This window comes from Mesorhizobium sp. M0761 (assembly GCF_040320205.1).
In the GTDB taxonomy this organism is placed as follows: domain Bacteria; phylum Pseudomonadota; class Alphaproteobacteria; order Rhizobiales; family Rhizobiaceae; genus Mesorhizobium.
This window is the reverse complement of the sequence record NZ_JAMYPF010000014.1, coordinates 114,011-126,900: the sequence shown is the minus strand read 5'-3', so window position 1 is coordinate 126,900 and position 12,890 is coordinate 114,011. Positions and strand designations below refer to the sequence as shown.

Here is a 12,890-nt window from a genome sequence, read left to right as displayed (position 1 = left end):
GAATGCCTTCAAGCGGCGCAGTGGTCGGCCTCCCCCAATGCCTGACGCGATAGGCGGTTCCGATTCTGGCCTGAGGGTGGACAAACAAAGGCGAAGCTGTGACCGCCCTGCCACTGTTGCTCGAAGGCAACAGAGTGATCAGCCGCCGGTCAGCAGGCCTTCAAGCGACGGCAGGATCAGCGCCGGCGGGAAATCCCGGTATTCCTCGGGCTGGTTGGCGCGGTTGATCCATACGGTGCGAAAGCCGAATTTGGTGGCGCCGGCGACGTCCCAGCGGTTGGACGACTGGAACGAGACGGCGCCCGGATAGAGTCGCCAGCCCGTCGCCACCATGTCGTAGGTCGACGGGTCGGTCTTGAAGCGCCTGACGGCGTCGACCGAAAAGATATCGTCCAGCACCTGGTCGAGGGCGGCCGACTTGACCGCCGCTTCCAGCATCTCGGGCGAGCCGTTGGACAGGATTGCGAGCTTGGCGCCGGATGCTTTCAGCGCCTTGAGCACGGCCGGCACTTCCGGATAGCAGTCGAGCCGCCAATAGGCTTCGAGCAGCTTGGCCTTCAGTCCCTTGTCGGCGGAGGGAACCTTGAGCAGGGCGAAATCGAGCGCCTGTTCGGTGAGCTGCCAGAAATCGGCATAGCCGCCCATCAGCGTGCGCACCCAGGAATATTCCAGCTGCTTGGCGCGCCAGATTTCCGAAAGCAGCGGGCCGTCGGGGCCGATCTCGCCGTCATGACGGCGCACGGCTGCGTGCACGTCGAACAACGTGCCATAGGCGTCGAAAACGTAAGCCGCGTAATGCATGGCGACAGTTTTGAGGGCAGGCGGCGCAAGGTGCAAGCATCGATTGTGGTCTTGATCGCTTTCTTGGGGCGCTCTGGCCTCAACAAAAACCGCTCCATGCCGGTTGACGGCGCCGGTCAAAGCATCTTCCAATGCTTGGCACAGGCAGCTTTGAAGCGGAACCGAACAATGACACTGGTGACTGCGGCGCTATCGGCGACATGGACCTTCGTCGACGGCGACTGGTACGAAGGCAACGTCGCCATTCTGGGTCCGCGCAGCCACGCCATGTGGCTCGGCACCAGCGTCTTCGACGGCGCCCGCTGGTTCGAAGGCGTCGCCCCCGATCTCGAGCTGCATGCCGCCAGGGTGAACGCATCGGCGACCGCGCTCGGCCTCGCGCCGTCGATGAGCGCCGATGAGATTGTTGGACTGACCTGGGACGGGCTGAAGAAGTTCGACGGCAAGACAGCGGTCTACATCAGGCCGATGTACTGGGCCGAGCATGGCGGCTATATGGGCGTGCCGGCCGATCCGGCCTCGACCCGTTTCTGCCTCTGCCTTTACGAATCGCCGATGATCTCGCCGACCGGCTTTTCGATCACCGTGTCGCCGTTCCGGCGGCCGACCATCGAGACCATGCCGACCAATGCCAAGGCCGGCTGCCTCTATCCCAACAATGGCCGCGCCATTCTCGAAGCCAAGGGACGCGGCTTCGACAATGCGCTGGTGCTGGACATGCTGGGCAATGTCGCCGAGACCGGAACCTCGAACATCTTCCTGGTCAAGGACAGCCACGTGTTGACGCCGGCGCCGAACGGCACCTTCCTGTCCGGCATCACCCGCTCGCGCACCATGACGCTGCTTGGCGATTACGGCTTCAAGACCACGGAGAAGATGCTGTCGGTGCGCGACTTTCTCGAAGCCGACGAGATCTTTTCGACCGGAAACCATTCCAAGGTCGTGCCGATCACCCGCATCGAGGACCGCGATCTGCAGCCCGGGCCGGTGGCCAAGAAAGCGCGCGACCTTTATTGGGAATGGGCGCATTCGACTTCCGCCGGTTGAGCCGCTAAAAGGCAATTGGCGCTTCATTCCGGAGTTGTTCCAGATCAATGCAGCCCTATCTTAATCCGGTATCCGCACCGGATTTTTCCATGAGGAGTATGACCGATGGCTTTTGAATTGCCCGCCTTGCCCTACGACTACGAGGCCTTGCAGCCTTACATGTCGAAGGAGACGCTGGAGTATCACCACGACAAGCACCACAAGGCCTATGTCGACAACGGCAACAAGCTGGCCGCCGAAGCGGGCCTTGGCGATCTGTCGGTCGAAGAGGTGGTCAAACAGTCGTTCGGCAAGAATGCCGGCCTCTTCAACAACGCAGCCCAGCACTACAACCACATCCATTTCTGGAAGTGGATGAAGAAGGGCGGCGGCGGCAACAAGCTTCCGGGCGCCCTGCAGAAGGCTTTCGACGCGGATCTCGGCGGGTACGACAAGTTCAAGGCCGACTTCATCGCCGCCGGCACCACGCAGTTCGGTTCGGGCTGGGCCTGGGTCTCGGTCAAGGACGGCAAGCTGGCGATATCCAAGACGCCGAACGGCGAGAACCCGCTCGTCCATGGCGCATCGCCGATCCTCGGCGTCGATGTCTGGGAACATTCCTATTACATCGACTACCGCAACGCGCGGCCGAAATATCTCGAGGCCTTCGTCGACAGCCTCATCAACTGGGACCATGTCCTTGAAATGTACGAAGAGGCGAAAGCCTGATCGACCCAGAGAAGCCCCGGTACTCCGGGGCTTTTCTTTCTCAGCTGAAGCAGCAGGCACACAAAATTCGGCAGAATCCGGCCGGCGGACAGGGAATAATCCCGGCCCGCCCTCCGTTAACGTTAGGTCGCGACCCCTCATCATCCTGGAGCCAATTGAATGAGAAAGCTTGTTATCGCCATCTCTATGCTCAGCCTCGCCGCCTCGGCGGCTTTTGCCGACCCGATCCTCGACCGACAGGGACTGATGAAGGAACGAGGCAAGATCGTCGGCGGCCTGTCAAAAATCGCCAAGGGCGAGGCAGACTTCGATGCCGCCGCCGTGCTGACGGCGCTGCAGGCGCTGCAAGTCAATGCCGAGAAGTTCGATGTCGACACGCTGTTCCCGGCCGGCAGCGACAGCGGTGATACCACCGCCTCGCCCAAAATCTGGAAAGACATGGCGGGCTTCAAATCGACCGAAGACAAGTACCTCGCCGACGTCAAGGCCGCAGTCGCCGCCGCCCCCGCCGATGTCGATGCGTTGAAGGCGCAGATCGATACGCTCGGCAGTGATTGCGGCACCTGCCACAAGACCTATCGGGTGAAGAAGAGCTGATCCCGGGCAATGCCCTTGTGGAAAAAATTTGTCGGCGCCGCCCTTGTCCTGGGCGTCGTCGGTGCGGGCGCCGGCTGGCTGTTGTCGGCGCCGGTCAAGCTCGACACTGGCACCCTGGCGCAGCTCGGCCCCGGCGACGCCGCCAGGGGGAAGCGCATTTTCAATGCCGGCGGCTGCACCTCCTGTCACGCCAAGCCGGGCTCGCAAGGCGACGGCCGTTTGCAACTGGTCGGCGGCCTCGAGCTCAAGACGCCGTTCGGCACCTTCGTGCCGCCCAACATCTCGCAGGATCCCAAGGACGGCATCGGCGCCTGGACGGTCGAGGACCTTGCCAACGCCATGCTGAAGGGCGTGTCGCCGTCGGGCGAGCATTTCTATCCGGCCTTCCCCTACACATCCTACGCCCGCATGAAGCCGGCTGATATTGCCGATCTCTATGCGTTCCTGAAGACGCTGCCGGCGGTCGCCGGCAAGGCGCCGGACAATTCGCTGAGTTTCCCCTTCAACATCCGTCGCGCGCTCGGCCTGTGGAAGCGGCTCTATCTCAGCAAGGAGCCGGTGATTGCCTTGGCCGATGGCACGCCTGATCCGGTACTGGCCGGCCGCTATCTGGTCGAGGGACCCGGCCATTGCGGCGAATGCCACACGCCGCGCGACGTCACCGGCGGCATCAGGAAGAGCCAGTGGCTGGCTGGCGCGGCGGCCGCCGAAGGCAGCGGCATCGTGCCGAACATCACATCGGGCGAGGGCGGGCTCGGTGACTGGTCGGAAGCCGACATCGCCAACTATCTCGAAACCGGTTTTACCCCCGATTTCGACTCGGTAGGCGGCGCCATGGTCGACGTGCAGCGCAACATGGCCGAACTGCCGCCGGGAGATCGCGCGGCAATAGCCGCCTATCTCAAGGCGGTGCCGCCGCATCCCAACGGCTACCCGGTGCGCAGCAAGCCGGCCAAGTGATCCCGGCTACAGGTGGCCATCTACAGGTGGCGATCGCCGAGGAAGTCGAAGCCCGTCTCGAAGAAATGGCTGTAATTGCAGGTCAGTTCCTCGCCGGGTGCGATGTCGCGCAAGGCATAGGTTTCCTCGGGCGAGGAGACATCGCAATTCGGTTCGTCGTCATGGTTCATGTAGCGGGCGTCGTCGGCTTCGAAGACGATGTAGTTCGGATCCCGGCGGTCTGGATAGGAATAACGGTCGAGATAGTTCTTCACCGGGCCGCTCTCGCCTTCATAGGTCTCGACGTCGATGATCCGGTCGAATCTGGGGTCGAGCTTCCAGACCAGCGTGCCCTTGGCAATGTGGTTCCTGGCGAAAACCCCGATGCCCTGGATCGGTGATTTCTCGAGATAGGTGTCGACGAGCAACATAGTGGCCCCTTTGCGTATGTCATGGTCTGGAAGGTGGCGCGCATGGGTAGCGCGCAGCCATTGCAAATGCGAGTGAAAATGAGCAGCCCGGAATTCAAAAAGTGACGACCGGCGCGCCTCGACGGGCGCGCTTTTCGCTTCGACATCAGCGCTGCTGCAAGGCCAGACGAACGCCTAACGCGCAGTAGATGCCGCCAACCACCTTGCCTTGCCATTTCACCACCGACGGATTGCGGCGCAGGAACGTGCCGAGCCGGCCCGCACTCACGGCAAAGACGACTGTGCTGAAAAGGCCGAGCAGAACAAAGATTATGCCCAGCGTCATCAGCTGGAGCATCACCGATCCGTTTTCAGGCCGCACGAACTGGGGCAGGAAGGCAAGGAAGAAAAGCGCCGTCTTTGGATTAAGCACTTCGGTCAGGACAGCTTGACGAAACGCCTTGCTGGCGGAGATCGCGAGTGCACCGGCAGTAGGATCGGCCGGTATTCTCTCGATGATTGCGCGAAGGCCGAGGTAAACGAGATACGCCGCGCCGATGTATTTTACGACGCTGAACAGCGTTGCCGAAGTGGCGATGATCGCCGAAATGCCGACCATCGCCATGATGGTATGGAACACATCGCCAGCCGCGACGCCCGCGCCCGTCGCGACGCCAACCCTGGTTCCGGAACTCGTCGCTCGCGCGACCGTCAAAAGCGTGGCTGGGCCTGGAATAAACACAAAGCCAAGCACAACCGCTATGTAAGCCGTCAAGGTGGATAGATCGATCATTGCGACGCCTCCGTTGCATTCTCAGCCTTGCCCGTAACCTCGGGTTCGGGCTTGGCCGTAACCTTGAGCGCGAAGGAGTAGGTATAGGCGATCTCCTCCAGCCTTGAAAAGCGGCCGGAGGCGCCGGCATGGCCGGAATCCATGTTGATCTTGAACAGCACCGGATTGTCGCCGCTCTTGCGCTCGCGCAGCCGCGCCACCCATTTGGCCGGCTCCCAATAGGTGACGCGCGGATCGGTGAGGCCGGCCAGCGCCAGGATCGGCGGGTAGTCGTGATCGGCGACATTGTCATAGGGTGAGTAGGCGGCGATCGTTTGGTAATCTTCCGCCGACGCGATCGGGTTGCCCCATTCCGGCCACTCCGGCGGCGTCAGCGGCAAGCTTGCGTCGAGCATCGTGGTCAGCACGTCGACAAAGGGGACCTCGGCAACGATGGCGCCGAAATTTTGCGGCGCCATGTTGGCGATCGCACCCATCAGCATGCCGCCGGCCGAGCCGCCTTGCGCGACGATGCGGTCGTGTTGGGTGTAACGCTCGGCGACGAGATGCTGCGCGACGGCGATGAAATCGGTGAACGTGTTCATCTTGTGCGCCCGCTTGCCGTCGTCATACCAGCCATAGCCCTTGTCCTTGCCGCCGCGGACATGGGCGATGGCAAAGACAAAGCCACGGTCGACCAGCGAGAACCAGTTGGTGTTGAACGCCGCCGGAATGGCAATGCCGTAAGAGCCGTAGCCGTAAAGCAGGCACGGTGCGGAGCCATCGAGCGGCGTGTCGCGGTGGTGCAGCAGCGAGACCGGCACCAGTTCGCCATCGGCGGCCGGCGCCATCAGCCGGCGCGTGACATAATGATCCGGATTGTGACCGGACGGCACTTCCTGGGTCTTCAGCAGCACACGCTCGCGGCTGCGCATATTGTAGTCGAAGACCTGCGCCGGGGTCGTCATCGACGAATAGGTGAAGCGCATGATCTCGGTGTCGTATTCATAGGACCCCGACAGGCCGAGCGAGAACGCCTCTTCGTCGAACGAGATCAGATGCTCCTCGCCGCTGCGGCGATCGCGAACGACGATGCGCGGCAGCCCTTCCTTGCGCTCGAGCCTGACCATATGATCCCTGAAGCCGACCACCGACAGGATCAGCCGGCCTGGCTCGTGCGCCACCAGCTCTTCCCAATTGGCGCGAACCGGGTCATTAGCCGGCGCCGTCATGATCTTGAAGTCCTTGGCGCCGTCGGCATTGGTGAGGACGAAGAAGATGTCGCCGCCTTCTTCCAGATCATATTGCAGGCCAGTCTCGCGCTTTGCCACCAGCTTTGGCTCGGCGAAAGGCTCATCGGCGCGCATCAGGTGATATTCCGAGGTTTCGTGATCGTTGATCCCGATCATGATCCATTCGTTGGAGCGCGTGCCGCCGACATCCATGAAGAAGCCGGGATCGGTTTCCTCATAAATCAGCCGGTCATTAAGGGGGCTGCCGCCGAGCGCGTGGAACAGCACCTTGGACGGGCGATGATTGTCGTCGAGCCTTGTGTAGAAGAAACCGTCATCGGCGGCATTCCAGACCCCGCCACCACTGGTGGCCTCGATCTGGTCGCTCAGTTCCTTGCCGCTGGTGAGATCGCGCACGCGAAGTGTGAAGAATTCAGAGCCCTTGTCGTCGAACGCCCACAACAGCTTGCGGTGATCGGCCGAATGGTCGACGCCGCCGAGGCGGAAATAGGGCTTGCCCTCGGCTTCCGCGTCGCCATCGAGCAGGATCTGCTCATCGCCGCCATCGCGCGGCATGCGGAAATAGCGGGGCTGTTCGCCGCCAAGCTTGAAGGATGAGCCGTAAGCATAGGGGCCATCCTTCATCGGCACCGTCGAATCATCTTCCTTGATGCGCCCCTTCATCTCGCCGAACAGCTGCTTCCGAAGCTCTAGCGTATCGGCCATAAGCACTGCTTGATAGGCGTTTTCGGCTTCGAGATGGGCGCGGATGCGGCCCTCAAGCAGGGAAGGGTCCCTGAACATCGCCTGCCAGTTCTCGGCCCTCAGCCAGGCATAGTCATCTGTGCGGGTAATGCCGTGATGCGTGTCGAAGACGGGGTGTTTCTCGGGGATCGGCGGGCTGGCGGACGGAAAAGCTGAGGTCTTGGTCATTGCGTCTCACTGAAGAAATTACTTGAATGGCAAATGAACACGCCGATCAGCACGGGTTCAAGGGCCGGGATGTATTGGTTGCGGCGGGCTCGGGAGATGAGCCAAAAGGAGAGGATGATGAATTTCCATATCAACACCGCTGCGGCTCTCGCCGTCGTCGCTTCGACCGTTCTGGCTTTCACCGGCCAGTCTCATGCAACCGCGTTCGCCGCTTGGCAAGTGGCTGGCGTGCCGTTCGGCGACACGCTCAACGTTCGCAAATATCCGTCCGGCACCTCGCAGAAGCAGGCCGCCTATCCCAACGGGACGATCCTGCAGATGACCGGCAAGTGCACCGGCGGCTTGAATCTTCTGGAGATCGCCGGCCAGCCGCACTGGAAACAGAAACAGGCAATTCGCTATCAATGGTGTCAAGTTTGGCACGACCCGGCGCAAAATGGTGGTTTTGTTAGTGGCTGGGTCTATGGAAAATACCTCACGCCGTATTGAATCCGGTCAGACCGAAGATCTTCTTCGGCGGGTTTCGCCAACGCTTTGCAACTTGCGGTTTGGTACGAATCCGACAATCAGCTGCCCAAACCTTGAAGCATAGATCAAGCATCGCTGCCCACTTTATGAGTCCCTGCTGATTTAGCGATGGCGTGACCTTACGTCATGCTAGTCCTGGTCCGACCAGAAAATATCGCGAAGTTACAGAGTGCACGAAAGATTGAAGCTGAAGAGCGACTATTCGATGAATATCGTTGAATATAGCGCAAGATGCGAATTGACTTACTTTGTCTGTGGGCTCATTAAGATGCCCGGACGCGAATCCATGAAGCTCTTCCCGCGTGAAATTCGCGCCATGCCCGATCTTCCAAAAAGGGCGCAAACAGAAACATCCTTCGTTGGGGCCTAAACCATGGATATCGTCGAAACACCTTCCAGAAATAGCGATGCGCTGATCGAGCTGACCGCCGATGTGGTGGCAGCCTATGTCAGCAACAATCCCGTGCCGGTCGGCGAATTGCCGAACCTTATCGCTGATGTCCATGCCGCTCTCGGGCGCGTGGGCGGAGCAAGCGAACAGCCTCCGGCCGACAAGCAGAAGCCTGCGGTAAACCCGAAGCGCTCTGTTCATGACGATTACATCGTCTGCCTTGAAGATGGCAAGAAGTTCAAGTCGCTGAAGCGCCACCTGATGACCCATTACGGTCTGACGCCCGATGAATACCGCGAGAAGTGGAATCTCGACGCCAGCTATCCGATGGTTGCCCCTAACTATGCCGCTGCCCGTTCGCAGCTGGCCAAGAAGATGGGCCTCGGCCGCAAGCGCAAGGGGCGGTAACACCGGCTCCAATGGACAAGATCAACGGCGCCCCTTACGGCGCCGTTTTTGTTTCTAGAACAATTCCAGGAAAACTGCCGAGCGCTTTCCCTTGGAATTGCGTCGAAAGAAGAGAAGATAGAGCAATCAAGCAGTCTGCTTGAGAGCCATCTCGGCGTCCCGCTTGACGCGCTTGACCATCGAGCGCAGGCCATTGGCCCGCTGCGGCGACAGATGTTCGTCGAGGCCAAGCGACCTCAGCGTCGCCTCTGCGTCCGTTTCAAGGATCTGGCTGGCAGTCCGTCCCGAAAACAGCGCCAGCATGATGGCGACCAGACCGCGCACGATATGAGCGTCTGAATCGCCTGTGAAGGTGATGACCGGATCGGCGCCCGGCGCTCGGCTCGTGGTCAGCCAGACCTGGCTGACGCAGCCCGGCACCTTGTTGGCGGCGTTGCGTTCGGCGTCGGGAAATGGCGGCAGCGCTTCGCCGAGCTCGATCACATAGCGATAGCGGTCTTCCCACTCGTCGAGCAGGGAGAAGTCGTCGCGGATCGTCTGGATCGTCGTGGCCATTGCTCGGGATATAGTCATCCGCGGCTGCGGCGTCACGGAAAAAGAAGAAAAGCACCGCAGGCATCGAGAGGTCCGACCGGCCTGCGGTGTCGCTGTAGATACAGCTGAAACGGTGTTTAGTTCTTCGCCACCAGCTTGGCAGGTATGTTGACTGTCGCCGGCAGCACGATGTCCTTGGCGACGCTGCCGGTGGCCAGCGATGTATCGGGCGAGGTCTCGGCGCTCTTGTCGTCCAGCATGGCGGCGGCGATCTTGGCGGTTTCCTTGGCCCGGGCGCTGATCGTATGCATCGCCGACTTGCCGGTTTCGCAGACGTCCGGCTTGCGCTCGCAAATGCCCGCGATGTCGCCGACCGCTTCGCGCGCCGCAAAAAGCGCCTGGAACGGCCCGACGCTCTCGCGGCCATCCTCGTCGGGGCCGACGGTCAGCGGCAGCGCCAGCAACACCAGCGAAAACCAGAACGCCATTCTTATCAAAAAGCCCATCGATCTGCCCTCTCGTCCAATGACCGGATCATGCGTCCATGCGCAATGACCTCTTTATATCAGCGACAATGGCACATGAGGCGCAAAGGACGGCTTTCTTGCTCAGCGAAAATTTTCCTCAAATTTTAGGCAAATTCGAAGCGAGGCGTTTTGCAGTGCATTAGCCTCAAATGCCGGCAATTTTCTTAACCTTGCAGTAACCATCTAAGCGATTGTTGCGCATGGATATCTTCAGAAGAGCAGGCATGCCGGCTCAGGGTTTCGCAGCCACGGGCACGCCCTTTGCACATAACGCTCCGTTTACTATGGCCACAAATGGCGGTGCATTCCGGTGCCGGCGCTCCAATTTTTGCCGCAGCGCGCTCGTTGTTCCGGTCAGCCTTATTCATTCCTTAAACGCTGGATGCGAGTTTCAAACAAGCAAAAGCGACCTGCAAAGCAGGGCAGTCACGACCGGGTGCGAGTGCGTTGAGTTTGACAACTGCCAGATATATTGAACTGCCTGGCGCGCTGGCGGCCGGTTGCGAACGCATGGTCCATCCGGCCATCATCGGCCAGGGCGATCGCCTGCGCCAGCGCCGGTTCATCGGCATCATGCTTGCCGCTCCGTTCTTCGCCGCCGGTGCGGCGGTGACACTGGTCACCTCGGGCATGGGCGCCGCCGTCACCGTCGCAGCCATTTTCGCCGCCTTCGGTCTTTGCTGGTTCGCCGCCTTGCTGGTGGCGGCGTCAGGCAAGATGACGCTGGCAGCCCAGGTTGCCCTTGCCGCCGGCGGTCTTGCGCTTGCCGGCGCCGTCGCGGCAGCAGGCGGCCTGGCGTCGCCGGTTGCGCTGCTGGCCCTGGCACTGCCATTCGAGGCCTGGTGGATCGGCGGTTCAAAGCGCGCGGCACTTTGGGGCGGCCTCTCGGCCTTGGCCGCAATGCTGCTGCAGCCCTTTGTCGCCTCTGTCGTCCCGCTCGGCGGGGCGCAAGTCGCGGCGTGGCACTGGCTGCTGCCGCTCGCCTGGGGCCTGACGCTGGTTCCCCGGCTCGCAGCCCTAGGCGATGCCGCACGCGCGCAGCCCGCGCTGCTTCCAAACGACCGCATTGAAGACATGATCGACGCCGTTGTCCTGCATGTCGCCCGGCATGGCGAGGTCCTGGATGCCTCGGCCAAGGCGCGCACCATCCTGAAGCTGCCGCCGGAACTGCTTTTCGGCGCCGGGCTGTTCGACCGCATCCACCTGTCCGATCGCGTCGCTTATCTCAGCGCGCTTGCCGACATGCGCGATGGCGCCCTGGCGCGCCGGCTCGATCTTCGGGTAAGGCTGCCGCAGGACGGCAGCGCCTCGACGGCCGACAATTACCGGCCATTCCAGCTCGAACTGGTGCGGGCCGAAGGGCAGCAGGAGACCTTCACCCTGCTGCTGCGCGAGAACGACGAGACTGCCGAATTGCGCGACGAGCTTGCTGCCGCCAATGAGGCCGCAGCGTCGGCCGAGGTGGCGAAGGGCCGCTTCCTGGCGGTCGTCAGCCACGAGCTTCGGACGCCGCTCAACGCCATCATCGGTTTTTCCGACATGCTGCTGCATGAGATGTTCGGCGGCTTCAAGGACCCGCGCCAGAAGGAGTATGTCGGCCTGGTGAAAGAGTCGGGCCAGCATCTGCTTGCCGTCGTCACCTCAATCCTTGATGTCTCGAGGATCGAGGCCGGCGCCTACGCGACCGAGCCCGAACCGTTCCGCTTCATCGAAGCGGTCGAGATGTGCCAGTCGATGATGCAGCTGCAGGCGAATGCCAAGAACATCGGTCTCCAGGCGCAGATTGCGCCGGACGCCGGGGAGATCAATGCCGACCGTCGTGCCGTGCAGCAGATCCTGATCAACCTCGTCTCCAATGCGGTCAAATTCACGCCCGATGGCGGCGATGTCGTCGTCGGCGCCAAGCGGATCGGCTCGCGGCTGCATTTCTGGGTCAGGGACACCGGCATCGGCATCGCCGAGGAAGATTTTGTCAATCTCGGCAAGCCGTTCATGCAGGTCCAGAACGACTATACGCGCCGCTTCGAGGGCACCGGGCTCGGCCTGTCGCTGGTCAAGGGCCTGGTGGCGCTGCACGACGGCACGATGTCGATCGAAAGCATGCCTGGCGAGGGGACGACGGTCACGATCAGCCTGCCGGTGAACGGGCCGAAGAGGAGCGCGACCGACAGGAACGGCGTGCTGCCGATGTCCGCGACCAGGACGAAAGGCGACGCGAAAGGGGACAGGAATGGCTCGCTCCGCAAAACAGCCTAAGGCGGTCAAGCGCCGCAGCGGCGCGTTCGAGGCCGGCGCGATTGCGCTCGGCGGCGCGATCTCGCGCAATCCGGTCCTGGTCGGCGGGTCGACCGCCTTCCTGGTGACGCTGTTCTACGTTTCCGCCAACGCGCTGTGGTACCAGCCGTTTCCGCATGCCGGCGCCTTCTTCGCCACCCGCAGCATCGAGGGTTTTCCGCACCCCGGCGCGGACGAACCCGAAACCACCATCAACATCCTGCGGCCCGGCCCGGCACCGGTCAAAAGCGACCCGACCGTCGAGCAGGTCCAGGGCATCCTGAAGGATCTCGATTTCTACACGGGAACGGTCGACGGCATTTCCGGGCCGAATACCCAAAAGGCGATCCAGGCCTACCAGCAGAAAGTTGGCCTGCCGGCCTCCGGTGAGATCGACGCCGTGCTGCTCGACCAGCTCGGCGCCAAGCAGACCACAGCTGGCATCCCGCATCCGCTGCCGCGGCCCGTGGATATGGCCGTCGCTCGAGTTGCCGCGCCCGAGGCCGCGCCTGCGCCCATCCCGGTTTCCGCGCCGGTATCCGCCCAAGCGCCCGATGCCCGCATCGTCAAGATCCAGGCCGGCCTGAAGGCATTCGGCAATGACGACATGCAACTCGACGGCGTCGTCGGCGCCCGCACCAAGGCGGCGATCAAGGAATTCCAGTCGCTGTTCGGCCTGCCGGAAACGGGCGAGCCCGACGAGGTCGTCTACGTCAAGATGCGCGAGATCGGCCTGACCAATTGAGTGGTCAAGACGACCGCTCGCGGATAGCCGAAAATCCGGCTAAG

At 61.9% G+C, this 12,890-nt stretch carries 14 protein-coding genes; 8 read left to right on the top strand and 6 right to left on the bottom strand.

The features are described from left to right. Window positions 1-138 precede the first annotated feature (138 nt). Window positions 139-801, bottom strand: coding sequence for a haloacid dehalogenase type II (locus tag NKI32_RS22035; RefSeq protein WP_023673689.1), 663 nt, complete (start codon window positions 799-801; stop codon window positions 139-141). Between the two features lie 168 nt (window positions 802-969). Between NKI32_RS22035 and NKI32_RS22030 the strand changes: the two genes are divergently transcribed. From NKI32_RS22030 to NKI32_RS22015, 4 genes are all read left to right on the top strand, one after another. Continuing rightward, the gene (locus NKI32_RS22030; protein WP_023692793.1) at window positions 970-1,848 is read left to right on the top strand and encodes a branched-chain amino acid aminotransferase; all 879 of its coding nucleotides are present in this window, start codon (window positions 970-972) and stop codon (window positions 1,846-1,848) included. Window positions 1,849-1,953: 105 nt separating this feature from the next. Beyond that, complete coding sequence (locus NKI32_RS22025; RefSeq protein WP_023673687.1) at window positions 1,954-2,556, top strand: superoxide dismutase; 603 nt, start codon at window positions 1,954-1,956, stop codon at window positions 2,554-2,556. A gap of 159 nt (window positions 2,557-2,715) precedes the next feature. Further along, window positions 2,716-3,153, top strand: coding sequence for a c-type cytochrome (locus tag NKI32_RS22020; RefSeq protein ID WP_023684552.1), 438 nt, complete (start codon window positions 2,716-2,718; stop codon window positions 3,151-3,153). Window positions 3,154-3,162: 9 nt separating this feature from the next. Continuing rightward, window positions 3,163-4,113 (top strand): cytochrome c, encoded by a 951-nt coding sequence (locus NKI32_RS22015; protein ID WP_353003584.1) that lies wholly within the window; start codon window positions 3,163-3,165, stop codon window positions 4,111-4,113. A 20-nt stretch (window positions 4,114-4,133) separates the two neighbouring features. Here NKI32_RS22015 and NKI32_RS22010 read toward each other — a convergent pair whose 3' ends face one another. From NKI32_RS22010 to NKI32_RS22000, 3 genes are all read right to left on the bottom strand, one after another. Beyond that, on the bottom strand, window positions 4,134-4,523 hold the full coding sequence (locus NKI32_RS22010; RefSeq protein ID WP_023673684.1) for an SET domain-containing protein: 390 nt from the start codon (window positions 4,521-4,523) through the stop codon (window positions 4,134-4,136). Between the two features lie 145 nt (window positions 4,524-4,668). Beyond that, window positions 4,669-5,295, bottom strand: a complete 627-nt coding sequence (locus tag NKI32_RS22005) for a LysE family translocator (RefSeq protein ID WP_023754808.1) — start codon at window positions 5,293-5,295, stop codon at window positions 4,669-4,671. Next, a complete protein-coding gene (locus NKI32_RS22000; RefSeq protein WP_023754807.1) occupies window positions 5,292-7,439 on the bottom strand; it encodes a S9 family peptidase in 2,148 nt (715 codons plus the stop codon). The genes NKI32_RS22005 and NKI32_RS22000 overlap by 4 nt, the downstream gene beginning before the upstream one ends. Before the next feature lie 114 nt (window positions 7,440-7,553). Between NKI32_RS22000 and NKI32_RS21995 the strand changes: the two genes are divergently transcribed. Together NKI32_RS21995 and NKI32_RS21990 are read left to right on the top strand one after the other, a co-directional pair. After that, complete coding sequence (locus NKI32_RS21995; RefSeq protein WP_023702200.1) at window positions 7,554-7,928, top strand: SH3 domain-containing protein; 375 nt, start codon at window positions 7,554-7,556, stop codon at window positions 7,926-7,928. A 412-nt stretch (window positions 7,929-8,340) separates the two neighbouring features. After that, the gene (locus NKI32_RS21990) at window positions 8,341-8,766 is read left to right on the top strand and encodes a Ros/MucR family transcriptional regulator (protein ID WP_023673680.1); all 426 of its coding nucleotides are present in this window, start codon (window positions 8,341-8,343) and stop codon (window positions 8,764-8,766) included. Window positions 8,767-8,892: 126 nt separating this feature from the next. Here NKI32_RS21990 and NKI32_RS21985 read toward each other — a convergent pair whose 3' ends face one another. Both NKI32_RS21985 and NKI32_RS21980 read right to left on the bottom strand, forming a co-directional pair. Beyond that, window positions 8,893-9,321, bottom strand: coding sequence for a SufE family protein (locus tag NKI32_RS21985; RefSeq protein WP_023673679.1), 429 nt, complete (start codon window positions 9,319-9,321; stop codon window positions 8,893-8,895). A gap of 116 nt (window positions 9,322-9,437) precedes the next feature. Further along, window positions 9,438-9,806: a DUF5330 domain-containing protein gene (locus tag NKI32_RS21980; RefSeq protein WP_023684546.1), complete on the bottom strand. Its 369-nt coding sequence runs from the start codon at window positions 9,804-9,806 to the stop codon at window positions 9,438-9,440. A gap of 531 nt (window positions 9,807-10,337) precedes the next feature. On the opposite strand from NKI32_RS21980, the gene NKI32_RS21975 reads away from it, so the two are divergent. Both NKI32_RS21975 and NKI32_RS21970 read left to right on the top strand, forming a co-directional pair. Further along, complete coding sequence (locus tag NKI32_RS21975) at window positions 10,338-12,083, top strand: ATP-binding protein (protein WP_353003611.1); 1,746 nt, start codon at window positions 10,338-10,340, stop codon at window positions 12,081-12,083. Beyond that, window positions 12,058-12,846, top strand: coding sequence for a peptidoglycan-binding domain-containing protein (locus NKI32_RS21970; RefSeq protein ID WP_023821060.1), 789 nt, complete (start codon window positions 12,058-12,060; stop codon window positions 12,844-12,846). The genes NKI32_RS21975 and NKI32_RS21970 overlap by 26 nt, the downstream gene beginning before the upstream one ends. Window positions 12,847-12,890 lie beyond the last annotated feature (44 nt).

Excerpts from the sequence above, each read along its gene's own strand:
- NKI32_RS22010 (WP_023673684.1), bottom strand. The coding sequence starts at position 4,523 with ATGTTGCTCGTCGACACCTATCTCGAGAAATCACCGATCCAGGGCATC.
- NKI32_RS22020 (WP_023684552.1), top strand. The coding sequence starts at position 2,716 with ATGAGAAAGCTTGTTATCGCCATCTCTATGCTCAGCCTCGCCGCCTCG.
- NKI32_RS21985 (WP_023673679.1), bottom strand. The coding sequence starts at position 9,321 with ATGGCCACGACGATCCAGACGATCCGCGACGACTTCTCCCTGCTCGAC.
- NKI32_RS22035 (WP_023673689.1), bottom strand. The coding sequence starts at position 801 with ATGCATTACGCGGCTTACGTTTTCGACGCCTATGGCACGTTGTTCGAC.
- NKI32_RS22030 (WP_023692793.1), top strand. The coding sequence starts at position 970 with ATGACACTGGTGACTGCGGCGCTATCGGCGACATGGACCTTCGTCGAC.
- NKI32_RS22005 (WP_023754808.1), bottom strand. The coding sequence starts at position 5,295 with ATGATCGATCTATCCACCTTGACGGCTTACATAGCGGTTGTGCTTGGC.
- NKI32_RS22000 (WP_023754807.1), bottom strand. The coding sequence starts at position 7,439 with ATGACCAAGACCTCAGCTTTTCCGTCCGCCAGCCCGCCGATCCCCGAG.
- NKI32_RS22025 (WP_023673687.1), top strand. The coding sequence starts at position 1,954 with ATGGCTTTTGAATTGCCCGCCTTGCCCTACGACTACGAGGCCTTGCAG.
- NKI32_RS21995 (WP_023702200.1), top strand. The coding sequence starts at position 7,554 with ATGATGAATTTCCATATCAACACCGCTGCGGCTCTCGCCGTCGTCGCT.
- NKI32_RS21975 (WP_353003611.1), top strand. The coding sequence starts at position 10,338 with ATGGTCCATCCGGCCATCATCGGCCAGGGCGATCGCCTGCGCCAGCGC.
- NKI32_RS21990 (WP_023673680.1), top strand. The coding sequence starts at position 8,341 with ATGGATATCGTCGAAACACCTTCCAGAAATAGCGATGCGCTGATCGAG.
- NKI32_RS21970 (WP_023821060.1), top strand. The coding sequence starts at position 12,058 with ATGGCTCGCTCCGCAAAACAGCCTAAGGCGGTCAAGCGCCGCAGCGGC.
- NKI32_RS22015 (WP_353003584.1), top strand. The coding sequence starts at position 3,163 with ATGCCCTTGTGGAAAAAATTTGTCGGCGCCGCCCTTGTCCTGGGCGTC.
- NKI32_RS21980 (WP_023684546.1), bottom strand. The coding sequence starts at position 9,806 with ATGGGCTTTTTGATAAGAATGGCGTTCTGGTTTTCGCTGGTGTTGCTG.